Here is a 22056-nt window from a genome sequence, read left to right as displayed (position 1 = left end):
TGTTTCAGGTGCACCGAAATCGCAGGTTTTGCGGCGACTGCGTCGCCGAGCGGGAGCACGCTCCCTCGCCACAAAGGTTCAGTAATCTCTACCGTGTGTGGGCGGCAAAGCCCTCAAGCCCCGGGGCTATACCTTCCTTCAACGTCAACGCCGGAATCTCATAATCGCCGGCATTCTGCTGCCGATACGCAATCGGCCGCGTGCTCCACAATTCATCCAGACGCGTACCCAGTGCCTCGCAGGTCTCGGCAAACCGCGCTTGATCCATGCGGCTGGCGCGGTACACCAGGAAGGGTGGCACCACGTCGAAACCGGGGTAGAACAGCACGCCGTGCTGAATCGGAAACAGCAAATCATCAATCGGCCCGTTGATCCCGCGCGGGCTGTAGTGAGAATCCCAGCCTCCGGTGGTGACCAGCAGCATCGCGCGTTTGCCTTTCATCTTGCCTTCGCCGTAGCGCTCGCCCCAGCGCGCATCGGAGTGTTCGCCGACACCGTAGGCAAACCCGTAGGCATACACGCGCTCGACCCAGCCTTTGAGGATGGCCGGCATGGTGAACCACCACAGCGGAAACTGCAGGATCAATGCGTCGGCCCACAGCAGTTTTTCCTGCTCGCGGGCGATGTCGGCGGACTGCCGGCCCTGTTGGTAAGCCAGTTTCGAATCGATCGAAGCGTGGAATGGCCGGCTTTCATCGCGACCGGGGGCGTCATCGGCGTCGATCGTGGTTTTCCAGTTCATCGCATACAGGTCAGAGACCTGCACGGTGTGGCCGGCGGCTTGCAGGCGCTGGACGGTGAAGTCCTTGAGCGAGCCGTTGAGCGAAGTGGGTTCGGGGTGGGCGTAGACCAGTAGCACATTCATGTCGTAACTCCTTGGTTGGATGCAGGCAGGATCAGTCCTTGATCGGTATATTGGAAATGAATGTCTGATATGTCAGGTATAGCCATGAATAATTTACGACGTCTGGATATCAACTTGCTGTTGACCCTAGACGTGTTGTTGGCAGAACACAACGTAACCCGCGCCGCAGAGCGGTTGAACCTGTCGCAGCCGTCGGTGAGCGTGCACCTGGCCAAGCTGCGCGAGATTTTCGGCGACCCGCTGTTGCTGCCCGGCCCTCGGGGCATGCGCCCGACTGCACGGGCCGATGAACTGCGCGAGCCGTTGCGTGAAGCGCTGCAGGCACTGGAGCGCGCGGTGGCGCCGGCCAGCGCGTTCGATCCGGCGCAGGCCAGGCACATCTGGAAAGTCGCGGCGACCGATTACGGCGAGTCGACGGTGGTGCTGCCAGCCCTCAGCGGTTTGCGCCTTCAGGCGCCGGGCACGCGGCTGGCGGTGCTCGACCTGGTACCGGCGCAATTGGTCAAACAGGCGGAGCAGGGCACGTTTGATCTGGCATTGCACATCACCGAAGAGGCGCCGCTGGATCTGCATCAACGGGTGCTGTTTACCGAGCATTACGTGTTGGCCGGGCGTGTCGGGCATCCGGGTTTGAAGCGTAAGCCGACTCGCGAACAGTTCTGCGAGCTGGAACACGTGATGGTGTCGCGCGAGGGCGGCGGTTTTTTCGGGGTCACCGACAAGGCGCTGGCCGAGGTCGGTCTGGCGCGCAAAGTGGTGTTGTCGGTGCCGCATTTTCTGATGGTGATGTCAGTGCTGGCCAGTACTGATCTGGTGGCGATGCTGCCGTCACGGCTGGTGCGCGGCAACCCGGCGTTGCAAGTGGTGGACGCACCGCTGCAGGTGCCGGGCTACGAAATGGCAATGTTCTGGGGCGAGCGCGCGCACCGCGACCCGGCACACAAATGGCTTCGCGAGCACTTGGCGGCGTCGGTGTGACGTATCAGGCGTGGCCAAGGGCAATCGCAAAAGACACCACGATCATGCACGCAAACGCAAAATTGAGATTCATCAGCTGTTCATCCTGAGCCTTTTTAAAGTGAGGCCATTCTGAACAGGGGCCATGCAAAGAAAAAATTCGGCCTGTTGATTCCAATGATCGAAACAATTGATACCCGCCGGTTTGTGTTTGCCCTAGGCTTTCGCTAGTCTCGGCAAAACCTGCAACTACAAGCACAAACAGGCAAAACCATGCACGATCATTCGGTCACCGAACTGCCCTCCCTGCGTCGGCAGAAAATCCTCCTGATCCTCGAACGCGACGGCAAGGTCATGGCTTCCGAGTTGAGCCAGCACTTCGCCGTGTCCGAAGACACCATTCGCCGCGACCTCGCCGAACTGGACCACGCCGGGCTGGTGCAGCGCGTGCACGGCGGGGCGCTGCCAAGGCCCAAGGACAGCGGCAAGGATTACTTCACCCGGCTGGATGAGACCGATGAGGTCAAAGTGCGGTTGGCGCAACGGGCAGCGCGAGAGGTGGAGGACGGGCAGATTGTGCTGTTCGATTCCGGCTCCACCACTTTGCAGGTGGCACGCTCGCTGCGGGCGGATATCCAGATCACCGCGGTGACCGCAGCGCCGATGACGGCCATCGCGTTGTCTGAGTACAAGGGCGTGAACGTGATTCTCGCCGGAGGGCAACTTAATCCGCGCACGATGGCGGCCGGCGGGCACGAGGCGGTGCGCATGCTGGCCGGGATCAAGGCGGATCTGGCCTTTACCGGCGTCTGCGCGATTCACCCGGAAGTGGGCATCACCTCGCTGCACTTCGATGAAGTGCCGGTGAAACAGGCGCTGCTCGACAGCGCGACGCGGGTGATTGCGGTGACCACGGCGGACAAGCTCGGGGCGGTGGAGCCGTTTGTGGTGGCGCCGTGCACGCGCCTGCATACGCTGATTACCGAGCGGCATGTGGCGTCGGGCAGTGTCGAGGATTATCGGCGATTGGGGATTGTGGTGGAGCAGTTGCCGGACTGAGGTTTTTTGCTGAGGCTGATGGCCTCATCGCTGGCAAGCCAGCTCCCACAGGTTTTGGTGGTGTACATCAGGTTGAGTACGACACGGACACTGTAGGAGCTGCCGAAGGCTGCGATCTTTTGACTTTGTTTTTAAGATCAAGATCAAAAGATCGCAGCCTTCGGCAGCTCCTACAGGGATCGGGGGTGTCAGCGAAGGCGTTCAAGCATCTGGTAATACCACATCCCCGCCGCCAGCAACGGATTGCCCAGTAAATCCCCCATCGGCACCCGAATGTGCTGGCACTGCGCAAAGGTGTCGAACTGTTCCATCTGCCCGGTGATCGCGCGGCTCATGATTTCGCCCATGATGTGCGTCGTCGCGATGCCGTGTCCCGAGTAGCCCTGGCAATACCAGACGTTGTCCGAGAGCTTGCCCAGTTGCGGGATGCGGTTGATCACGATGCCCATCGCGCAGCTCCACTGGTAGTCGATCTGCACCCCTTTGAGCGCCGGGAAGGTCTGCTCGATGCACGGGCGCAGCTCGGCGGCGATGTCCCGTGAATCCTTGCCGCTGTAGTTGGCGCCGCCACCGAACAGCAGACGACCATCAGCCGTGAGGCGGTAGTAATCGAGGACGAAACGGCAGTCATACACCGCGAGGTCTTCGGGGTTGATCTGCCGCGCCAGATCACCCAGCGGCGCGGTGGTGACGATGCCGCCCATGGCCGGGAAAATCTTGCCCTTGAGCTGACCCGGTTCGAGTTTGTGATAGACGTCGCCGGCGAGCATGACCTGATTGGCGTCGATCTGGCCGTGGGCGGTGCGTACGCCCGGGCTCTTGCCGTGAATGATCTCCAGCACTTCACTGTTCTCGAAGATCAATGCACCAAGACTTTCTGCCGCCCGCGCTTCGCCGATACACAGGTTGAGCGGGTGCAGATGCATGTTGCGCGTGTTCTTGATTGCGCCGTGGTAGAGGTCGCTCTGCAGCAGGTCGCGCACTTGACTGCGGTCGAGCAGGCTGACTTCGTCGCCGAGGCCGCGACGCACGGCTTCCTCGTAATCATTGCGCAAACCGGCCATGTGGCTCGGCTTGTAAGCCGCGTGCAGATGACCGTGTTTGAGGTCGCACTGAATGCCGTACTTCTCGACCCGCTGCCGGATGATTTGATGCCCGCGCCAGCGCAGGTGCCAGATGAAATCGTCGACTTCATCGCCGAGTTTCGGGCGCATCTGTTTGCGCATCGCGCCGTCGCCTGAGAGGCTGCCGGTGACTTGTCCGCCATTGCGCCCGGTGGCGCCCCAGCCGATCTTGTGGCTCTCGACGATGGCGACTTTCAGGCCTTTTTCGGCGAGTTCGACGGCGGTGGCGACACCGGTGAAACCGCCGCCGATGATCACCACATCGACTTGATGTCGGCCTTGCAGCGTCGGGTAGTCGGTGTCCTGTTGAAGAGTGGCGGTGTAGTAGGAATTGCAGCGTTGGGTCATGTTAGTGTCCACACAAAATTCGGGAGTCAACTCGAGGCCCCTGTGGGAGCTGGCTTGCCAGCGATAGCGGCGTATCAGTCACCAGAGATGCTGAATGTGCCGGCCCCATCGCTGGCAAGCCAGCTCCCACAGGATTCAGGGTGTATGTCAGGCTTCGGTCAGGTACCAACGCCAGTCCTGCTCACCCACCTCGGCCATGAACTGCCGGTACTCGGCACGCTTCACCGCCAGGTACACGCCAAGAAATTCCTGGCCGAGGGCATCCCGCGCCCATGCAGAATTTTCCAGTGCCTGCAACGAAGTCAGCCAATCGGTCGGCAGCAGTTGCTTGGCCTGCGCATAGCCGTTGCCCTCGACCGGCGCACCCGGATCGAGGTCTTCACGAATACCACGATGGATCCCGGCAAGGATCGCTGCCGCCGCCAGATACGGATTGGCGTCGGCGCCGCAGATGCGATGTTCGATATGCCGGGTGTTGGCCGGGCCGCCCGGTACGCGAAGGCTGACAGTGCGGTTGTCGACGCCCCAGGTCGGCGCCAATGGCGCGTAGCTGTTGGCCTGGAACCGGCGGTAGGAGTTGGCGTTGGGGCAGAACAGCAGCAGCGTATCGAGCAGCGAGGCGAGCATACCGCCAATCGCCGTGCGCAGCAGCGGGGTGCCGGCCGGATCCTCGGCGGCGAACAGATTGCGCCCCTCGCCATCAGCAAGGCTGACGTGCATGTGCATGCCGGTGCCGGCCAGATCATCGAACGGCTTGGCCATGAACGTCGCCTGCATGCCGTGTTTGTGCGCCACCGCTTTGACCAGACGTTTGTAGCGCACTGCCTGATCCATCGCGACCAGTGCGTCGCCGTGTTCAAGGGTGATTTCCACCTGGCCTGGCGCATATTCCGAGATCGCCGTGCGCGCCGGAATGCCGTGCAGTTTGCAGGCACCGTAGAGGTCGGCGAGGAACGGTTCGATCTGCTCCAGTTCGCGCAAACCGTAGACCTGAGTGTGTCGCGGTCGGCCGCCATCGGCATCCAGCGCCGGTTGCGGACGGCCGTTGTGATCGCGTTTGGCGTCGAGCAGATAGAACTCCAGTTCGCACGCCATCACCGGGTGATAACCCTCGGCCTTGAGGCCGTCGATGACCTTGATCAGCAGATGACGCGGGTCGGCGATGCTCGCTGGCATCCCCTCGGTCGGGTGCATGCTGACCTGCACCGCCGCGGTGGGAATCTGCCGCCACGGCAGGCGCACCAGACTGCCTTCGAGCGGGTAGGCGCGGCAGTCGATGTCGCCGACGTCCCACACCAGCCCGGAGTTTTCCACGTCTTCGCCCTGCACGGTCAGGCCGAGGATGGTGCTGGGTAGCGGGCGACCGCTCTGGTACACGGCAAGCAGTTCTTCACGGTGCAACAGCTTGCCGCGTGGCACGCCGTTGGCATCGAGGATGAACAGCTCGATCATGTCGATATCGGGGTTTTGTTCAAGGAACAGGCGTGCGTCTTCGATGGCTGCGAATTTCATGGTCAATCACTCACGATGGCGCCGCGCAGGCGCGCAGAATCGGGCCGGACACGACGCGGTAAATAGGCGTGAGTGTCCTGGCAGGGATATCAAAAAAGAAAAAAGTATTTCGCTAATGCCCGGCAGTCGGAAGTGACCCGGAACCTGTGGTGAGGGGATTTATCCCCGACGGCGCGCGTAGCGGGCCAAAAAGATAGGGACTGCTGCGCAGTCCATCGGGGATGAATCCCCTCACCACAATGGATCTTTTCTGACTGTCGGAATCAGCAGGCGATATCCGGCGGGCGTGCGGAGTGACGCAGCTTGGAACGGCGCAGGGCCATGGGGAGATTGACGATGCGATTCATGCGCGGCCCCTGTGACAGAGGGCGCACACAGCGGAGACGTTCAACCTTTCTGGTTGTTGTGGTGACGTACTCATAACGCGTGTTTCCGTTGGCGGAAAACGTCGGTGGCGGGGCAGACCCGCCGACCGGTGTGCCCGGATAGTAAGGGGCAATCTGCGGGTGTGTAAACCGCTGATTGCGCCCCGGCACCGTTGGACGACGTTCAGTGCAGCAGGTGAAAGCCCAGCCCGGCAAGGGCGCAAACGATCAACACTTCGATCACCCCGCGCTTGAAAATGAACAGCGCCAATGCCGCCAGCAGCGCCAGCCCGATCGAAAACAGATCCGGATGCCCGGCGAAACCGCTCGGCCAGAACACGTGATAAGCGAAGAAACACGCCAGGTTGAGGATCACCCCGACCACCGCCGCGGTGATCGCGGTCAGCGGTGCGGTGAATTTCAGTTCGTTGTGGGTCGATTCCACCAGCGGCCCGCCGGCGAGGATGAACAGAAACGAAGGCAGGAAGGTGAACCAGGTCACCAGCGTCGCCGCCAGTGCACCGGCGGCGAATGCATGTTCGGCGCCGAACGCCGGTTGCACGTAACCGCCGATGAAACCGACAAACGCCACCACCATGATCAGCGGGCCGGGTGTGGTTTCGCCGAGGGCGAGGCCGTCGATCATCTGCGTCGGCGTCAGCCAGCCGTAGTGCCCGACCGCGCCTTGATAGACATACGGCAACACCGCGTAAGCGCCACCGAAGGTCAGCAGTGCGGCTTTGGTGAAGAACCAGCCCATTTGCGTGAAGGTGCCGTCCCAGCCGAACAGCGCGGTCAGCAGGCCCATCGGCAAACACCATAACGCCGCGCCGATCAACAGCAGGCGCCACAGCTTTGGCAGGCTGAATCGCGCATGCTCAGGCGTCGGCGTGTCGTCATCGATCAACGCCGGGCCGAAGGATTTGGCACTGCTGCGCTGACCGCCGTTGTTGAAGCGCTGTGGCGCCAGTCGCCCGCCGAGATAACCGATCAGTGCCGCCCCGAGCACGATCAGCGGGAACGGTAGATCAAAGGCGAAGATCGCCACGAATGACGCCCCCGCGATGGCCCACAGCCAAGCGTTTTTCAGCGCCCGCGAGCCGATGCGGTGCGCCGCGTGCAAGACAATCGCGGTCACCGCCGGTTTGATCCCGTAGAAGATTCCGGCGACCACCGGCACGTCGCCGAAGGCGATGTACAGCCACGACAGCGCAATCAGAATAAACAGCGACGGCAGCACGAACAGCGCCCCGGCGATCACCCCGCCCCAGGTGCGATGCAACAGCCAGCCAATGTAGGTCGCCAGTTGCTGGGCCTCGGGGCCGGGCAGCAACATGCAGTAGTTGAGCGCATGCAGAAACCGTCGCTCGGAGATCCAGCGCCGGCGCTCGACCAGTTCCTGATGCATGATCGCGATCTGCCCGGCCGGGCCGCCGAACCCGATGCAGCCGAGCTTGAGCCAGAAGCGCCAGGCCTGGCGCAGCGTTACGGGAGCGGGTCTGGGCAAATCTTCGGGTGAGGTGTTCAAGCGCGGCGCCTGCGGTGGATGTTGTCGGAGCCGCTATCTAAGCAGTTTTTTGTTCAAGTGTGGTGTCAGGCTTGGCCCTTTCCAAACAACTTGCGCGCCTCGGCGAAGCACTTCTCGGCGATCGCCGAGCGCGGTTCGGTCTTGCGCATCACCAGCCCCAGCGGCGCCAGCACACTGGCATCCGGCAATTGCATGAACGACAGGTGTTCGATCGGCTCTTCCAGCCCGCTGTCCAGCGGCATGATCGAGCAACAGAAGCCCTGATGAATGGCCTGTAACAGCTGATAGGTCGAATCGCTTTCCAGGATCGGCTGCGGATTGAGGCCGCGACTGCGGAAACTCAGGTCGATGGATTTGCGGTAATGCATGCCGGTGGTGATCATCCCCAGCGGCAGTTCGGCGGCGTCCTCCCAACTGATGTCCGAGCCTTCGAAATGGAAGTGGCGGTTGTCGTAAAGCAGCCCGACGCGGGTTTCGCCAATCTCGAAAAAATCGAAATAGTTAGGGTTGACGTGGTCGAGGTAGCACACGCCCAAGTCCAGTTGATTGTTGCCAAGCTCGGCGATGATCTCGTCGGAACTCCCCGACGACAGACTGAATTTCAACTCGGGATACGTGCCGGACAAGCTCTGGATGTAAGTGATCGGGTTGAAGTTGCTCAACGGCACCAGGCCCAGGAGCAGGCTGCCGACCAGTTGCCCGCGGCACGCTGCGGCTTCGGCAAACAGGCCGTCATGCGCGGCCAGCAGCGTGCGGGCCCAGGCCAGCACTCGTTCGCCGGCCTCGGTAAACCCTTCAAAGCGCTGGCCGCGATTGACCAGCACCAGATCCAGCTCATCTTCCAGATTGCGCAGACGCATCGACAGGGTCGGCTGGGTAATGTGGCAGCGGGCGGCGGCCTGGCCGAAGTGTCGGGTTTCGTCCAGCGCGATCAGGAACTTGAGTTGTTTGATGTCCACGATGGCACCTGCTCGTTGAGAAATCGGATTGAGTATCGACGCAGCGGCGCGCAGCGCACGAAAAACGCGAGGTGCGACGATCTCACCTGACGGTATGTGCGCCGGATCGGAAGAATTGAATAGCCTGTCGATCCGCTCTGGCGCCCATGGTTTCAAAGGCGTTGGCCGAGGTCAACGGCGCCGATAGAGCAGATCGATCATGGGGTGGGTCAGAGTGATCAGACCGTACTTGCGGGGGAGAGCGAGATCAGCTCAGCACATAGTCCACCGGCAGCAGCATTGGTGGTAGGTCGGTCACGCCCAGTTCGCTGAGGACGTCACGCTCGATGGTGCGCACCAGCGAGTCGGTCGCCAGGTCGTTTTCGTCGCGGCCGAACGGGTCTTCCAGCTCGTCGGCAATCGCGTCCAGACCAAAAAATGTGTAGCTGACAATTGCGGTAAACAGCGGGGTCAGCCAGCCCAGCGGTTCGGCCATGGCGAACGGCAACAGAATGCAGAACAGGTAGATGGTGCGGTGCAGCAGCAAAGTGTAGGGGAAGGGTAGCGGGGTGTTTTTGATCCGTTCGCACACCGCTTGCGCCTGGGTCAGGCTCGTCAGGTGATTGGCCAGCAGCATGTAGCGCCACTCGCTCAGTTCGCCACTCTGTTGCAGGTCGGAGCACTGTTGGCCGACCTGCTGCAGAATGCGCCCGCTGTAGTCCGGCACCTGTGCATCGTGTTGCGGGGTGATCCACGCACGGCTGGCCGCCGCTTCGCTTTCCCGGCGCAACCGCGCATTCAGCGAGTGGGCGAAACCGCAAAGGTTGAGCAGCAACGGTTTGCGCTGCGCCGATTCGCGGATGACCTGGGTTTCGCGGATCACCGAACGAATGTGCACCAGCACATCGCCCCAGGCTTTGCGCGCTTCATACCAGCGGTCGTAGCAGGCGTTGTTGCGAAAACTCATGAAGATCGACAGCGACAAGCCGAGCAAGGTGAATGGCGTGGCGTTGACCTTGGTGAAGTTGCTCGGGTGGAGCATTTCCATCAGCACGATGGCCGAGGCCAGCAAGGTGACCATCAGCGTGCGCAGGGCGATGCGTTTGGCGATCGAACCCTTGAGGGTGAAGAGGATGGCGAACTGGTTGACCTTGGGTCTGACGATCATGCTGGGCGATCCCGGTTACGCAGGGTAAGGGCGGCTCAACCGCCGGTCATGTTCATGAAGCGCACGACCTGAACGTCGTCGTTCACTTCGAAATTGTGCCGGTACGGCTTGAGTTTCATCGCCTCGATAATGGCCTTTTCCAGCCGCTGCGGTTGCCCCGGATGAGCGCGCAACACGGCTTTGAGGTCCACCGAATGCTCGTTACCCAGACACAGTAGCAAACGCCCTTCGACGGTCAGCCGCACGCGGTTGCAGGTGCCACAGAAATTGTGGCTGTGCGGCGAGATAAAGCCCAGGCGAATGTCCGGTGCTTCGGCCACGCGCCAGTAGCGCGACGGGCCTTGGGTCGACTCGGCGGAATCGATCAGGGTGTAGCGCTCGGCGATTTTCTCGCGCACTTGGACACTGGAGAAAAACGACTCGGCGCGACTGTGTTCGCTGATGATCCCCAGCGGCATTTCCTCGATGAACGAGACGTCGAGCTGGCGGTCGATGGCGAAACTCACCAGATCGTTGATCGCCTGATCGTTGCGTCCCTGCATCACCACCACGTTGAGCTTGGTTCGGGTGAAACCGGCCTTGCGCGCCGCATCGATGCCCTTGATCACCTGCGCCAGATCACCGGTGCGGGTCATTTGCTTGAAGCGATCCGGGTCGAGGCTGTCGAGGCTGATGTTCAGACGGCTGACCCCGGCGTCGAACAGCGGCGCGGCGAGCTTGTCCAGTTGCGAGCCGTTGGTGGTCATGCACAGCTCACGCAGGCCGGGCAGGGCGGCGATCTGTTCGCACAGCCTGACGACGCCCGGACGGATCAGCGGCTCGCCGCCGGTCAGGCGAATCTTGCGCGTGCCCAGCGCCACGAAGCTCTGCGCCAGTTGATAGATCTCCTCCAGCGTCAGCACTTGCTGGCGCGGCAGAAACTGCATGTCCTCAGCCATGCAATACACGCAGCGGAAGTCGCAGCGGTCGGTAACCGACATGCGCAGATAGTCGACGCGGCGGTTGTAACCATCGATCAAGACACGCTCTGACATGACAGCCTTGCAGGAGTAGAGAAGCCGCATTGAGCGGAAAGAATGGAGTGCACGCAGGTTAGGCGCAACGTTGGCAAGCGTCCAATCACTATTAGTGAATGGCTGATTGATGCGCTCGATGATGAGCTGATTGTTCACCGAGACGACGATCCGGGTTGAACGCCGACAGTGGGCGTGCTCGTGAAGGCGTCCGTGCAGTCGCCACCATTGTCAGAGCACATCCACTGTCAGCTGTGACCGCTGATGTTCCATCAATCAGGGTTATGGCGCGCCAAACATCGCGGTCCAGTAAATGCCGGCGCTGCTTTTCGGGTCGGTCGCGTAGGCGGCGCCGAGTTCCTTGTATTGTGGGTTCATCAGGTTGGCGCAGTGACCGGAGCTGGCAAGCCAGCCGTCGACGACCTTGCGCACGGTGTCTTGCCCGGCGGCGATGTTTTCGCCAACCAGTTGGCCGCCGTAGCCGGCCAGTTCGGCGCGGTCGCCCGGGGTGCGGCCGTCACGGTCCTTGTGGTCGAAGTAATTGTTGTTGGCCATGTCGCGGCTGTGATCCTGAGCGATGCTGCCCAGGCTTGCACTCCAGGCCAATGGTGCCGCGGCGGCAAAGGCCTGGCCGCCGCATTGACGTGGCTGGGCGCGAGCGGCGTTGAGTTGTTCAAGCAACTTTTGGCCTTCGCTCTGCGCATCCCCGAGTTTTGCCGACAGCAGTGGACGTGCCAGCACAATGCGCCAGTCGCGATCGGCGCGGCTCACGCCGACATCGACGAACTGCGGATCCAGCACCACCTGACAGAAGCTCTCCTCAATCGCCTTCATCGCCGACGCCGCATCGCGCGGGCCGTTGAGGGTGATCGCCTGCACATTGACCATCGGGTAACTGGCGCTGGCCATGGCCTGTTGCAGATCGACTGCTCCCGCGGCCGGCAGCCTCAGTCGCGGGTCGGCCGACAGCGGTGGCAGTTCATTGGACGCCTGGCTGCCGCAACGCTGCGGTTGGCTGCGGTAAGTATTGATCGACTCGATCAGTTGCGACTCGTCGGCAGCCATGGCCGAGGCGGCCACGGCCAGCCCAAAGGACAGCGCGGCAAAGCGCAAAACGGATGGCATGAAACGCATGGAAATCTCCTTGAGCGGAATGCGCTCATGATGCGCGAAAGGCCCCCGGTCCGTGCAATGTCTTTTTCTTCATCGAGCCGGTTTTTCTGCGGAACGTTACGCCGGCCTTTGCCGTCTACACTCTCCGAAGGCCCCGGGAACCGGGCGTCTCCCCCACGAAACACCTTGCCCGGAACGGGCGCTGCCGGAAGAACTGACATGGGATTGAAATGGTTGGCTGGCTGTTTCGCAGTAACCCTGATGGCCGGTGTGGTGATGGCCACCGATCAGGCCCCGATCAAGGCCAAGGCCGAAGAAAAAGCCCAGGTGCTGGAAGAGAAAGCCGCTGACAAAGTCAGCGCGGCGCCGGCACCCAAATCCGAAGCGATCACACCGACTGAAGTACAAGCCGTGGACCCCGCTGGCACCGCGCCGCTGGACGATCCGATCACCTGCCTGGCTCGCAGTATCTACTGGGAAGCCAAGGGGCGCGACACTGCGGAAATGCAGGCCGTGGCCAGCGTGGTGATGAACCGCCTGGGCCATGATGGCTTTCCCGACACCGTGTGTGCAGTGGTCAAACAAGGGTCGGAAACCAAGAGTTGCCAGTTTTCCTGGTGGTGCGATGGCAAGGCCGATCAGGTCAAGGAAGACGCTGAATACACCTTGGCCAAGGACATCGCCGGCAAGGCGCTCAACCGCCAGTTGCCGGATCGCACCCGTGGCGCGTTGTACTTTCATGATCGCAACGTGCACCCGAGTTGGGCCAAGGAGTACAAAAAGACCGCCGCGGTCGGCAAATTCCTGTTCTATAAACCGGCCGGCGGCGATGCGCGTTAGACGCAGACTTCCCGTACGCAATTGCGCAACCAGCGGTGCGCCGGGTCGGCGTCCATGCGCGGGTGCCAGAGCATCGATACGCTGATCGGCGGCATCCTGAAGGGCAGGGCGAAGCTGTGCAGGCCCATGCGCAGCTTGCTGGTGTGACGCTCTGGAACCGTGGCGATCAGGTCTGATTCGCGGACCAGCGTCAGCGCCGCCGAAAACCCGCCGAATGAAGTAACGATATCCCGCGTCAGACCCGCAGCCAGCAACGCTTCGTCCACCGGGCCGCTGCTGCGCCCGCGACGTGAGATGAGAATGTGCTGGCCGCCGGCGAAGCGTTTGCTGCTGATCTTGCCCGCACACAACGGATGGCCCTCACGAACTACACCAATCCAGTGATCCTGAAACAGGATACGGCTGTGCAGCGCCGGGTCGGTGCTGTCATCGACCACACCGGTCTCCAGATCCACCCGGCCTTCACGTAGAAGGGTGCTGTCCTTGTCGGCCTTCTGCACAAAGCGCAGGCGCACGCCGGGTGCTTCTTCGGCGATGCGCGCGAGAAGGGCGGCGGCGAAGGTTTCAACAAAACCGTCGGTGTTGCGCAGGGTAAAGGTGCGCTGCAACTGGCCGGGGTCGAGAATCTCGGCGGGGCGCAAAGCGGCCTCGGCTTCCTGCACCAGCGTGCTGACCCGCTCACGCAACTCCAGCGCACGCGGGGTCGGCACCAGGCCACGCCCGGCGCGAACCAGCAACGGGTCGCCGGTGGTCTCGCGCAGCCGGGCCAGCGCACGGCTCATGGCCGACGGGCTCAGCCGCAGAATTTGCGCGGCGCGGGCGACGCTGCCTTCGCGCAGCAGTACGTCAAGGGTGATCAACAGGTTAAGGTCCGGTGCGCTCATGACATGGCGTTCCATGCAGGTATCAAGTGCAAAGCATGCGTCTTGCGCCCTGCCTTGTCGAGACTCAGGCTATGCCGTCTGACCTTCGCACCAGGAGCGCCCGATGCCCGGATCCCCCTTGCCCCCTCAAGCCCGCTGGGCGCTGACCAGCCTGGCGCTGTCGATGTTGATGCCATCACTGGACACCAGCATCGCCAACGCCGGATTACCCACCCTGGCCGCCGCGTTCGATGCGACGTTTCAACAGGTGCAATGGATCGTGCTGGCGTATCTGCTGGCGGTCACCACGTTGATTGTCAGCGTCGGGCGTCTGGGCGATGTGTTCGGGCGGCGGCGATTGCTGTTGATCGGTATTGGCATTTTTACCAGTGCGTCGTTGTGTTGCGCACTGGCTCCGGGGCTTGGCTGGTTGATCGGCGCGCGGGCCGTGCAGGGCCTGGGCGCGGCAATCATGTTCGCCTTGACCGTGGCGCTGGTGGCGGATGCGGTGCCCAAAACGCGGGCGGGCAGTGCGATGGGCCTGCTCGCGACGATGTCGGCCACCGGCACCAGCCTCGGGCCGTCACTGGGTGGTCTGCTGATCGCGCATATTGGCTGGCCGTCGATCTTTGTCCTCAACGTGCCCTTGGGCCTGCTCAACGCGTGGCTGGTTTATCGCTATCTGCCGGCGGATCGGCCGGTGCGGGCGGGTGTTGCGTTTGATTATCTCGGCAGCGCAGTGTTGGTATTGACGCTGGCGGCCTATGCGCTGGCGATGACGCTCGACGGCCATACATTGATGTTGCTGCTGGTCAGCCTGTGCGGAGCAGGGGTGTTTGTTGCGGTCGAGATGAAAGCCAGGGCGCCACTGATTCGTTTGTCATTGTTCGCCGATGCGCGGCTGAGCAGCAGCCTTGCGCTGACATTGCTGGTGACGACAGTGATGATGACCACGCTGGTGGTCGGGCCGTTTTACCTGAGCCGAGGCCTGGGGCTGGGCAGCACCGTGGTCGGCCTGGCGTTGTCAGTCGGGCCGCTGCTGGCCGCGTGCGGCGGGGTGCCGGCCGGGCGTCTGGTGGATCGCTTCGGTGCGCGGCGTGTGGTGCCGGGGGCGTTGCTCGGGATGGTCGGGGGTTGCAGCTTGTTGGCGTTGTTGCCGATGCGTCTCGGCCTGCCGGGGTATCTGTTGCCGATGGCGGTCATTGCCAGCAGTTACGCGTTGTTTCAGGCGGCGAACAATACCGGGTTGATGGCGACGGTCAGTCAGGATCAGCGCGGCGTGGTGTCGGCTTTGCTCGGGCTGTCGCGCAATCTCGGACTGATCACCGGCGCGGCGGTCATGGGCGCGGTGTTTGCCTCCGCTACCGGCAACCCGACGCAAGCCCCGGCCGAGGTCATTGGCAGTGGCTTGCACTGCACGTTCGGGGTTGCGGCGGCGCTGATGGTCATGGCCCTGATCGTCAGCTGGCGTGGCTACTCAAGATACTCGCCACCTGTTGTGGCTGGCAGTTGAGGTACGGCGATGACTTCAGCCAGCGCTGATCCGGGTACCAGGAGAACATGAACTGGCCGTCCTTGAGTTTGTCGATCACCTGCTTTGCCACTTGCGGACGCACCGCCGGGCAACCCTGGCTGCGACCGATTCGGCCTTGACGCTTGCTCCACAGCGGATTCACGTAGTCGGCGGCGTGGATCACGATGGCGCGGTCGCGGGCCAGATCATTGAAGCCCGGCTCCAGACCGTCCATGCGCAGCGAATAACCATGGGTTCCCTCGTAACTTTCCTGGGTGCGGAACAGCCCGAGGCTGGACTGGTAGCTGCCTTCGCGATTGGAGAACTGAGTGGCGAAGTTTTCCCCGGAATTCGAACCGTGGGCGACCAGGTCGCGCAGCACCAGTTTCTGTCTGCTCAGGTCGAAGATCCACAGCCGGCGCGCGGTGGAGGGTTGCGAGTAATCGATGATCGCCAGATGGCGTGAGGGGCGCGCGCCATTGTTGACCGCGCATTGCATGGCGTTCAAGGCGCCTTTGAGCGCTTGGGGATTGAGTTCCGGCGCGGCGTGCGCGAGGCTGGTGAAAAGAACCGGCGATGGCTTGCCGGCGGCGAAAGCTGGGCTGCTCACGGCGACGAGGGTCGCGCTGGTCAGCAGAAGTCGGCGCAAAAACGTCAACATTTATACAGTGTCCTCACTGGCTACTTATTTGGCACTTTGGCTCCTGACTCCCAGTCATACCCGACAGACCCCTGTTTCGAGCCTGACTGTTCAGCGCACCTGATGTAAGGTTGACCGTCAATGAGACGGCCACGGATTGGAGTAAAGCAGTTGTTCAAAAAGTACGCATGCTACTTGAGCATTTGTTTGCTCGCTGCGCCGTTTGTCGCTTGTGCCGATGAACCCTTGCCGCCGTTGCAGACCCTGCCGACGCCGCCGGCGCAAATGCCGGTCGAACCACAAAGTCCGCTGCAAGCGGTGCTGATCGGTTTGCCTCAGGCATGCCCGGCGATTGCCGCACAGCTGAGTGGTCCGGCGCTGGCGCAACTGCAAGCGTTCTACCAGCAGCAGGACTGGCTGCCGGTGTGGGCCAGCGAGTCCGGGCGTTTGCCGGCCTTGCGCGCGCAGTTGCAGCTGTTGGCCGACGATGGCCTCAATCCCAAGCGCTATCCGGTGGCCGTCAATCCACCGCAGGACGGCGAGTTGTGTGCCGATATCGACATCAGCCGCTTTTATCTGCAAGCGCTGCAAGACCTGCATTTCGGGCGTCTGTTGCAGTCACATTTCGAGCCGCTGTGGCATGCCGATGACACCCCGCGTGATCGTCAGGCGGAATTGCTGGCGATCGCGGTACCCGGCCTGCACGACATCACAGCCGCGTTCGATCTGGCGCGTCCGCGTCTGGCGCAGTATCAAAGCCTGCGTCATCTCTACGCCAGCCAACGGTTGCAGGCCTTGCCGCATTGGCAGGCGGTGGGCAACGGCCCGCTGCTGCGCCCGGCGATGGAGGACAAACGCGTGCCGGAACTGGCCCAGCGCCTGTTCAACGAGGGCTATCTGACCCACGTCACCGGCACGCCCGGCAATGCCTATGAGGGTGTGCTGGTGGAAGCGGTGAAGAGCTTTCAGGCCAACCATTCATTGCAGGCCGACGGGGTAGTCGGGCCGGGGACGATTGCCGAGCTCAACATCAGCCCGCTGACGCGCCGCGAGCAGTTGCGAGTCAACCTCGAACGCTTCCGCTGGCTGGCGCAGGACATGGAGCCCAATGGCTTGCTCGTTAACGTCGCCGCCGCCGAACTGACCCTGTATCAGGGCGGCGTGCCGGTCTGGCAGACCCGTACCCAGGTCGGTCGCGCCGAACGGCAGACCCCGCTGCTCAAATCCCGGGTCACGCGCCTGACCCTGAACCCGACCTGGACCGTGCCGCCGACCATCTGGAAAGAAGACAAACTGCCGGCGATCCGCAAGGATCAGACCTTCCTCAGCCGGCAGAACCTGCAAGTCCTCGACGCCCATGGCCAGCCGTTGGCCGCGGCGGATATCGACTGGGACAATCCCGGCAACATCATGCTGCGCCAGGAGGCCGGGCCGCGGAATCCGCTGGGGCAACTGGTGATCCGCTTCCCCAACCCGTTCGCCGTGTACTTGCACGATACGCCGAGCAAGGCCCTGTTCGACAAAGGCCCGCGCGCTTTCAGTTCGGGCTGTGTGCGGGTCGAGCACCCGATGCAACTGCGTGACTTGCTGTTGACCCCGGCGGAACGTACGCGCACCGACACCTTGCTCGCCACCGGCAGCACCCACGAATTCCGCCTGTCGGCACCGGTGCCGATCCTGATGACCTACTGGACGGCGCAAGTCGGCAAGGATGGGCAGGTGCGTTATGCGCCGGATATCTACAGCCGCGACAGTGCGCTGCTCGCCGGCCTCGACGGGGCACTCTGACCGATCTCTGTAGGAGCTGCCGCAGGCTGCGATCTTTTGATGTTGATCTTGCCCCTCAAAATCAAAGTCAAAAGATCGCAGCCTTCGGCAGCTCCTACAGGGTTTGTGTGATTCCGCAAGCTTGCGCAGCGTCTAGCCCCAGTGTCCCCGCAATCCCATGGGGCGAGACTTCGGAACCCGGCATGCAAGCGCTGTTGAACGAGATTCTTGACGCTGTCCGGCCCCTGATCGGGCAGGGCAAAGTGGCTGACTACATTCCCGCCCTCGGCACCGTGCCGGCCAATCAACTGGGCATCGCCGTGTACGGCAACGACGGCGAAATGTATTGCGCCGGCGATGCCGAGACGCCGTTCTCGGTGCAGAGTATCTCCAAAGTGTTCAGCCTGGTGCAGGCCATCGAGCATTCCGGCGAGGCGATTTGGGAGCGTCTGGGTCACGAGCCGTCCGGCCAGCCGTTCAACTCGCTGGTGCAGCTGGAGTTCGAGCGCGGGCGCCCCCGTAATCCGTTCATCAACGCCGGGGCGCTGGTGATCTGCGACATTAACCAGTCGCGTTTCGCCGCGCCGGCCCTGTCGATGCGTGATTTCGTGCGGCGCCTGTCGGGCAATCCGCAGGTGATCGTCGACGGCAAAGTCGCCGAATCCGAATACCAGCACCGCGCCCGCAACGCGGCCATGGCGTACCTGATGCAATCGTTCGGCAACTTCCACAACGACGTCGAAGCGGTATTGCGCAGCTACTTCAGCCACTGCGCGTTGCGCATGAACTGTATCGACCTGGCGCGGGCGTTCTGCTTCCTCGCCAACGACGGGTTCTGCAAGCACAGCGGCGAACAGATCCTCACCCGGCGCCAGACGCAGCAGGTCAACTCGATCATGGCCACCAGCGGCCTGTACGACGAGGCCGGCAATTTCGCCTATCGCGTCGGCCTGCCGGGCAAGAGCGGGGTCGGCGGCGGGATTGTCGCGGTGGTGCCGGGGCAATTCAGCGTGTGCGTGTGGTCGCCGGAACTCAATGCTGCCGGCAACTCGCTGGCGGGGATGGCGGCGCTGGAGATGCTCAGTTCGCGGATTGGCTGGTCAGTCTTCTGACCCGATCTTCCAAACACTGCAAAACTTTGTGGGAGCTGGCTTGCCAGCGATAGCGGTGGTTCAGCAACGTCAATGCCGGGCTTGCCGGCCTCATCGCTGGCAAGCCAGCTCCCACAGGTTTGCTGGTGTTTGTAGAAGGTGTGTTTCAGCGCAGAATCCGCTACATTTTCCGGCCGCCCCTCATATGGTGAATCCGCTTCATGTCTCTTGCGCTCGAACGTCTAGTCGCCGGCACGCCGATCCCTTTCGCTGGTAACCGCGTGACCGTGGTCAGCCCCGAACTGGCGGCGCGGTTTCAGCCCGGTGACCACCTTTTGGTCGAGCAGGTGAGTGGCGAGCTGTTGCTGATTCCGGTGGTCGATCAACAGGCCGCTGCGGTAGCCATCGAACGCGCTGAAGCGGCTTTCACTGCCTTGTCGGCGGTGACCGACCAAGCCATCAGTCGTTTCTTCGATCTGTTCGCCCAACGTCTGGAAACCCCGGAATGCTGGAGCCTGATCGAAGCGGCAAACCTGGCCGACATCGAACGCGCCAAGGCCCGTGGTCGCTCCACCACCCGGCTGCTCGCCGACGAGCGCATGCGCCGTGACATGATCGCCGGTCTGCGCGCTTGGCGGGATGCGCCGGCCACGCGCGGCAAGGTCATCAGCAGCGTCGAACACGACGGCTGGAAGGTCGAGCAAGTGGTGTCGCCGCTGGGCATTGTGGCATTCGTGTTTGAAGGACGGCCGAACGTGTTCGCCGATGCCGCCGGCGTACTGCGCACCGGCAACACTGCGGTGCTGCGCATCGGCAGCGATGCATTGGGCACTGCGCAAGCGATCGTCACTCACGCGCTGAACCCGGCGCTGGCCGATGCCGGTCTGCCGGCGGGGGCGGTGTCGCTGGTGGAAAGCGTCAATCACGCCGCCGGTTGGGCGATGTTCGCCGACCGGCGTCTGTCGCTGGCGGTGGCCCGGGGCTCGGGGCGTGCGGTCAGCCAGTTGGGCAGCATCGCCCAGCAGGCGGGCACGGCGGTCAGCCTGCATGGCACTGGCGGCGCATGGCTGATTGCCGATCGTGATGCCGATGCCACACGCTTCGCCGCCGTGGTGCGCAACTCGCTGGATCGCAAAGTCTGCAACACGCTGAACGTTTGCCTGATTCAACGCGACCGTGTCGCCGAACTGCTGCCGTTGTTCCTCGATGCGCTCAAACAAGCGGGCACGGCACGCGGGCAGGGCTGCAAACTGCACATCGTCGCCGGCAGTGAAAGCTACCTGCCGGCCGAGTGGCAGAACGCGACGGTCGAGGTCTATCGCGCCGAGGGGTATCAGACCGAGGCCTTGGCCGAAGCGCTGGCGGAATCCGATTTGGGCCGCGAGTGGGAATGGGAAGAAACCCCGGAAGTCAGTCTGATGATCGTCGATGATCTGGATCAGGCGATCGCGCTGTTCAATCGCTACAGCCCGCAGTTCACGGTGTCGCTGATCAGTGAGGATGCGGCGGCCCAGGAACGCTTCTACAACGCGGTGAACGCGCCGTTTGTGGGCAACGGGATTACCCGTTGGGTCGATGGGCAGTACGCGTTGAACAAGCCGGAGCTGGGGCTTTCGAACTGGGAGAGCGGGCGCCTGTTTGCGCGCAGTGCGATTCTTTCGGGGGATGGGGTGTTTACGGTGCGTAGCCGTATGACGCAGGTCGACCTCAGCGTAAAACGCTGAAAACGCCTTATCCCGATTGATGCACACCGGCCCTGTGGTGAGGGGATTTATCCCCGATGGGGCGCGAAGCGGCCCCAAGAGATCGGGCCTGCTGCGCAGTCCATCGGGGATAAATCCCCTCGCCACAAGTTCCTCTTCACCTCAGCGGATTTGTATCAGGCGGCTGCGCTGGCGTTTGCCTGAATGGCACACGTCGCCGGTTGCTCAGCCAGCGGCACAAACGTACGGCGATCCGCCGCCAGCGCGTCGATTGACCCGGTCTCGATGTCATAGACCCAGCCATGCAGGTTCAGCAGGCCTTTTTCCTGGGCCAGGCGCACGCTCGGGTGGGTCTGAATGTTCGCCAGTTGCGCGATCACATTTTCCCGCACCATCGCACTCAATTTCGCCGCGTCATTGGCGTGCGGTCGTGCCTCGTTCACCACTTTCGCCGACTCGGCATGTTGCAGCCAGCCGCTGACGGCGGGCAGGTGATCCATGCATTTGCATTGGGCAATCGCGGTCATCGCGCCGCAATCGGAGTGGCCGCAGATCACGATGTCAGTCACCCCAAGCACCGCCACCGCATATTCCACCGTCGCCGACACCCCGCCCGGATGCGGGCTGTAGGACGGCACGATATTGCCCGCGTTGCGGATCACGAACAGTTCACCGGGTTCTTGCTGGGTCAGCAGTTCCGGGACGACGCGGCTGTCGGAACAGGTGATGAACAAGGTCCCGGGTTGTTGAGTGGTCGCCAAGTGTTTGAACAGTTCGGTGCGTTGCGGAAACGCCTCGTTCTGGAACTTCAGGAAGCCTTCGATCAGGTTTTTCATGGTGTTGTCCTCTCAGTTCGAACAGCCGGTGCCGAATTCGCTGTATTGAAGAATGTGTTTTGCGCCGTGGCTGTCGAGGTAGGTCATCTCGACCGGTACAACGCCGCAGACGTCGGCGACCGGGGTGATGCTCACGACTTCAGCAATATCCAGCGCCATGCCGTAGCGGTAGGCAATGGCCTCTTCATCAGCCTGGGCCTGGGCGGCGAGGCCGGCGAGCAGGGCCAGGGTCAACAGAATTTTGTGCATGGGGCAGCCTCCAGGCGGATGGGGGGACGATTTGGTAATTCGGGTTTGGATGGGCCCGCACCTCAGGTGCGGGCCGGGTGGATCAGAACGGACGCAGTGGCAGGAACTTGCCGTCGAGGGTGACCACGGCGCGGGAGCCGCCTTCCGGGTCTTCGACTTTCTTGATGTCGAGCTTGAAGTTGATGGCGCTGATGATGCCGTCGCCGAACTGCTCGTGGACCAGGGCTTTGAGGGTGGTGCCGTAGATCTGGATCATCTCGTGGAAGCGGTAGATGGTCGGGTCGGTCGGCACGCCGCTGAGGCTGCCGCGCAACGGGATGATTTGCAGGGCGGCAACGGCGTCGGCGTCCAGTTCAAGCTTGGCGCCGACCACTTGCGCGGCGTCTTGCGGCAAAGGGTGCTGGCCGAGCAGGGCAGCGGTGACGTAGGCCAGGCTCAGGCCGGTGTCGTCAGCCAGATCCTGCCACGACAGATTTTTGCGGGCCTTGATGTCGAGAATGCGGGTGGTCAGGGCCAGGCTGGCATCGTTGTAAGCGTGGGACTGTTGCATGGTGTCGCTCCTTT

Annotated in this window: 20 protein-coding genes; 7 read left to right on the top strand and 13 right to left on the bottom strand. The window is 62.5% G+C overall.

The genetic code is table 11. The features are described 5' to 3' along the window. Positions 1–88: 88 nt before the first annotated feature. The gene (locus L6D63_RS07920) at positions 89–865 is read right to left on the bottom strand and encodes an NAD(P)H-dependent oxidoreductase (protein WP_131671289.1); all 777 of its coding nucleotides are present in this window, start codon (positions 863–865) and stop codon (positions 89–91) included. Positions 866–949: 84 nt separating this feature from the next. Between L6D63_RS07920 and L6D63_RS07915 the strand changes: the two genes are divergently transcribed. Both L6D63_RS07915 and L6D63_RS07910 read left to right on the top strand, forming a co-directional pair. Then, positions 950–1843, top strand: coding sequence for a LysR family transcriptional regulator (locus L6D63_RS07915; RefSeq protein ID WP_236170299.1), 894 nt, complete (start codon positions 950–952; stop codon positions 1841–1843). A 252-nt stretch (positions 1844–2095) separates the two neighbouring features. Beyond that, entirely contained in the window at positions 2096–2881 is a 786-nt protein-coding gene (locus L6D63_RS07910; RefSeq protein ID WP_131671291.1) for a DeoR/GlpR family DNA-binding transcription regulator, read from the top strand. A gap of 188 nt (positions 2882–3069) precedes the next feature. Here L6D63_RS07910 and L6D63_RS07905 read toward each other — a convergent pair whose 3' ends face one another. The 7 genes from L6D63_RS07905 to L6D63_RS07875 all read right to left on the bottom strand — a co-directional run bounded on the left by L6D63_RS07905 (position 3070) and on the right by L6D63_RS07875 (position 12011). Continuing rightward, positions 3070–4353 carry an NAD(P)/FAD-dependent oxidoreductase gene (locus tag L6D63_RS07905; protein WP_131671292.1) on the bottom strand — a complete coding sequence of 428 codons (1284 nt, stop codon included), beginning with the start codon at positions 4351–4353 and terminating at the stop codon, positions 3070–3072. Between the two features lie 147 nt (positions 4354–4500). Further along, a complete protein-coding gene (locus tag L6D63_RS07900) occupies positions 4501–5865 on the bottom strand; it encodes a glutamine synthetase family protein (RefSeq protein WP_131671293.1) in 1365 nt (454 codons plus the stop codon). A gap of 549 nt (positions 5866–6414) precedes the next feature. Then, positions 6415–7758: a chromate efflux transporter gene (gene chrA / locus L6D63_RS07895; RefSeq protein ID WP_095668905.1), complete on the bottom strand. Its 1344-nt coding sequence runs from the start codon at positions 7756–7758 to the stop codon at positions 6415–6417. Positions 7759–7823: 65 nt separating this feature from the next. After that, complete coding sequence (locus L6D63_RS07890) at positions 7824–8717, bottom strand: LysR family transcriptional regulator (RefSeq protein ID WP_131671294.1); 894 nt, start codon at positions 8715–8717, stop codon at positions 7824–7826. Positions 8718–8964: 247 nt separating this feature from the next. Further along, on the bottom strand, positions 8965–9864 hold the full coding sequence (locus L6D63_RS07885) for a bestrophin family protein (RefSeq protein WP_131671295.1): 900 nt from the start codon (positions 9862–9864) through the stop codon (positions 8965–8967). Positions 9865–9899: 35 nt separating this feature from the next. Then, a complete protein-coding gene (gene moaA, locus L6D63_RS07880; RefSeq protein ID WP_047293533.1) occupies positions 9900–10898 on the bottom strand; it encodes a GTP 3',8-cyclase MoaA in 999 nt (332 codons plus the stop codon). A gap of 261 nt (positions 10899–11159) precedes the next feature. Next, positions 11160–12011 carry a CAP domain-containing protein gene (locus L6D63_RS07875; RefSeq protein WP_095668909.1) on the bottom strand — a complete coding sequence of 284 codons (852 nt, stop codon included), beginning with the start codon at positions 12009–12011 and terminating at the stop codon, positions 11160–11162. A 198-nt stretch (positions 12012–12209) separates the two neighbouring features. Here L6D63_RS07875 and L6D63_RS07870 point away from each other — a divergent pair, with 198 nt between their 5' ends. After that, positions 12210–12830 (top strand): cell wall hydrolase, encoded by a 621-nt coding sequence (locus L6D63_RS07870; RefSeq protein ID WP_047293535.1) that lies wholly within the window; start codon positions 12210–12212, stop codon positions 12828–12830. Here the strand turns inward: L6D63_RS07870 and L6D63_RS07865 are convergent. Further along, complete coding sequence (locus L6D63_RS07865) at positions 12827–13714, bottom strand: LysR family transcriptional regulator (RefSeq protein WP_131671296.1); 888 nt, start codon at positions 13712–13714, stop codon at positions 12827–12829. The two genes, L6D63_RS07870 and L6D63_RS07865, sit on opposite strands and share 4 nt — an antisense overlap. 103 nt (positions 13715–13817) lie before the next feature. On the opposite strand from L6D63_RS07865, the gene L6D63_RS07860 reads away from it, so the two are divergent. Further along, complete coding sequence (locus tag L6D63_RS07860; protein ID WP_131671297.1) at positions 13818–15206, top strand: MFS transporter; 1389 nt, start codon at positions 13818–13820, stop codon at positions 15204–15206. On the opposite strand, the gene L6D63_RS07855 is transcribed toward L6D63_RS07860, so the two are convergent. Beyond that, positions 15154–15867 (bottom strand): murein L,D-transpeptidase catalytic domain family protein, encoded by a 714-nt coding sequence (locus L6D63_RS07855; protein WP_047293537.1) that lies wholly within the window; start codon positions 15865–15867, stop codon positions 15154–15156. The genes L6D63_RS07860 and L6D63_RS07855 overlap by 53 nt on opposite strands. Before the next feature lie 150 nt (positions 15868–16017). Between L6D63_RS07855 and L6D63_RS07850 the strand changes: the two genes are divergently transcribed. The 3 genes from L6D63_RS07850 to L6D63_RS07840 all read left to right on the top strand — a co-directional run bounded on the left by L6D63_RS07850 (position 16018) and on the right by L6D63_RS07840 (position 20428). Continuing rightward, entirely contained in the window at positions 16018–17634 is a 1617-nt protein-coding gene (locus L6D63_RS07850; protein WP_131671298.1) for a L,D-transpeptidase family protein, read from the top strand. Between the two features lie 182 nt (positions 17635–17816). After that, entirely contained in the window at positions 17817–18725 is a 909-nt protein-coding gene (gene glsB, locus L6D63_RS07845; protein WP_027611723.1) for a glutaminase B, read from the top strand. Between the two features lie 200 nt (positions 18726–18925). Further along, positions 18926–20428: an aldehyde dehydrogenase family protein gene (locus tag L6D63_RS07840; RefSeq protein WP_131671299.1), complete on the top strand. Its 1503-nt coding sequence runs from the start codon at positions 18926–18928 to the stop codon at positions 20426–20428. Between the two features lie 155 nt (positions 20429–20583). Here the strand turns inward: L6D63_RS07840 and L6D63_RS07835 are convergent, their stop codons facing one another. The 3 genes from L6D63_RS07835 to cynS all read right to left on the bottom strand — a co-directional run bounded on the left by L6D63_RS07835 (position 20584) and on the right by cynS (position 22042). After that, complete coding sequence (locus L6D63_RS07835) at positions 20584–21243, bottom strand: carbonic anhydrase (protein WP_131671300.1); 660 nt, start codon at positions 21241–21243, stop codon at positions 20584–20586. Positions 21244–21255: 12 nt separating this feature from the next. After that, the gene (locus tag L6D63_RS07830; RefSeq protein WP_047293546.1) at positions 21256–21492 is read right to left on the bottom strand and encodes a DUF2790 domain-containing protein; all 237 of its coding nucleotides are present in this window, start codon (positions 21490–21492) and stop codon (positions 21256–21258) included. A gap of 82 nt (positions 21493–21574) precedes the next feature. Beyond that, positions 21575–22042: a cyanase gene (gene cynS, locus L6D63_RS07825; RefSeq protein WP_041073392.1), complete on the bottom strand. Its 468-nt coding sequence runs from the start codon at positions 22040–22042 to the stop codon at positions 21575–21577. Positions 22043–22056: the final 14 nt, after the last annotated feature.

Origin of the sequence: Pseudomonas parakoreensis (genome assembly GCF_021602155.1) — a bacterium.
GTDB classification, from domain to species: domain Bacteria; phylum Pseudomonadota; class Gammaproteobacteria; order Pseudomonadales; family Pseudomonadaceae; genus Aquipseudomonas; species Aquipseudomonas parakoreensis.
Note: the sequence above shows the minus strand (reverse complement) of the source record. Positions and strands in the feature narration are given on the sequence as shown.

Bases quoted from the DNA above. Each gene is read 5' to 3' on its own strand.
- L6D63_RS07900 (WP_131671293.1), bottom strand. From the start codon at position 5,865: ATGAAATTCGCAGCCATCGAAGACGCACGCCTGTTCCTTGAACAAAAC.
- moaA (WP_047293533.1), bottom strand. From the start codon at position 10,898: ATGTCAGAGCGTGTCTTGATCGATGGTTACAACCGCCGCGTCGACTAT.
- cynS (WP_041073392.1), bottom strand. From the start codon at position 22,042: ATGCAACAGTCCCACGCTTACAACGATGCCAGCCTGGCCCTGACCACC.
- L6D63_RS07835 (WP_131671300.1), bottom strand. From the start codon at position 21,243: ATGAAAAACCTGATCGAAGGCTTCCTGAAGTTCCAGAACGAGGCGTTT.
- glsB (WP_027611723.1), top strand. From the start codon at position 17,817: ATGCAAGCGCTGTTGAACGAGATTCTTGACGCTGTCCGGCCCCTGATC.
- L6D63_RS07855 (WP_047293537.1), bottom strand. From the start codon at position 15,867: ATGTTGACGTTTTTGCGCCGACTTCTGCTGACCAGCGCGACCCTCGTC.
- L6D63_RS07830 (WP_047293546.1), bottom strand. From the start codon at position 21,492: ATGCACAAAATTCTGTTGACCCTGGCCCTGCTCGCCGGCCTCGCCGCC.
- L6D63_RS07865 (WP_131671296.1), bottom strand. From the start codon at position 13,714: ATGAGCGCACCGGACCTTAACCTGTTGATCACCCTTGACGTACTGCTG.
- L6D63_RS07885 (WP_131671295.1), bottom strand. From the start codon at position 9,864: ATGATCGTCAGACCCAAGGTCAACCAGTTCGCCATCCTCTTCACCCTC.
- L6D63_RS07920 (WP_131671289.1), bottom strand. From the start codon at position 865: ATGAATGTGCTACTGGTCTACGCCCACCCCGAACCCACTTCGCTCAAC.
- L6D63_RS07875 (WP_095668909.1), bottom strand. From the start codon at position 12,011: ATGCGTTTCATGCCATCCGTTTTGCGCTTTGCCGCGCTGTCCTTTGGG.
- L6D63_RS07905 (WP_131671292.1), bottom strand. From the start codon at position 4,353: ATGACCCAACGCTGCAATTCCTACTACACCGCCACTCTTCAACAGGAC.
- L6D63_RS07860 (WP_131671297.1), top strand. From the start codon at position 13,818: ATGCCCGGATCCCCCTTGCCCCCTCAAGCCCGCTGGGCGCTGACCAGC.
- L6D63_RS07870 (WP_047293535.1), top strand. From the start codon at position 12,210: ATGGGATTGAAATGGTTGGCTGGCTGTTTCGCAGTAACCCTGATGGCC.
- L6D63_RS07840 (WP_131671299.1), top strand. From the start codon at position 18,926: ATGTCTCTTGCGCTCGAACGTCTAGTCGCCGGCACGCCGATCCCTTTC.
- L6D63_RS07915 (WP_236170299.1), top strand. From the start codon at position 950: ATGAATAATTTACGACGTCTGGATATCAACTTGCTGTTGACCCTAGAC.
- L6D63_RS07910 (WP_131671291.1), top strand. From the start codon at position 2,096: ATGCACGATCATTCGGTCACCGAACTGCCCTCCCTGCGTCGGCAGAAA.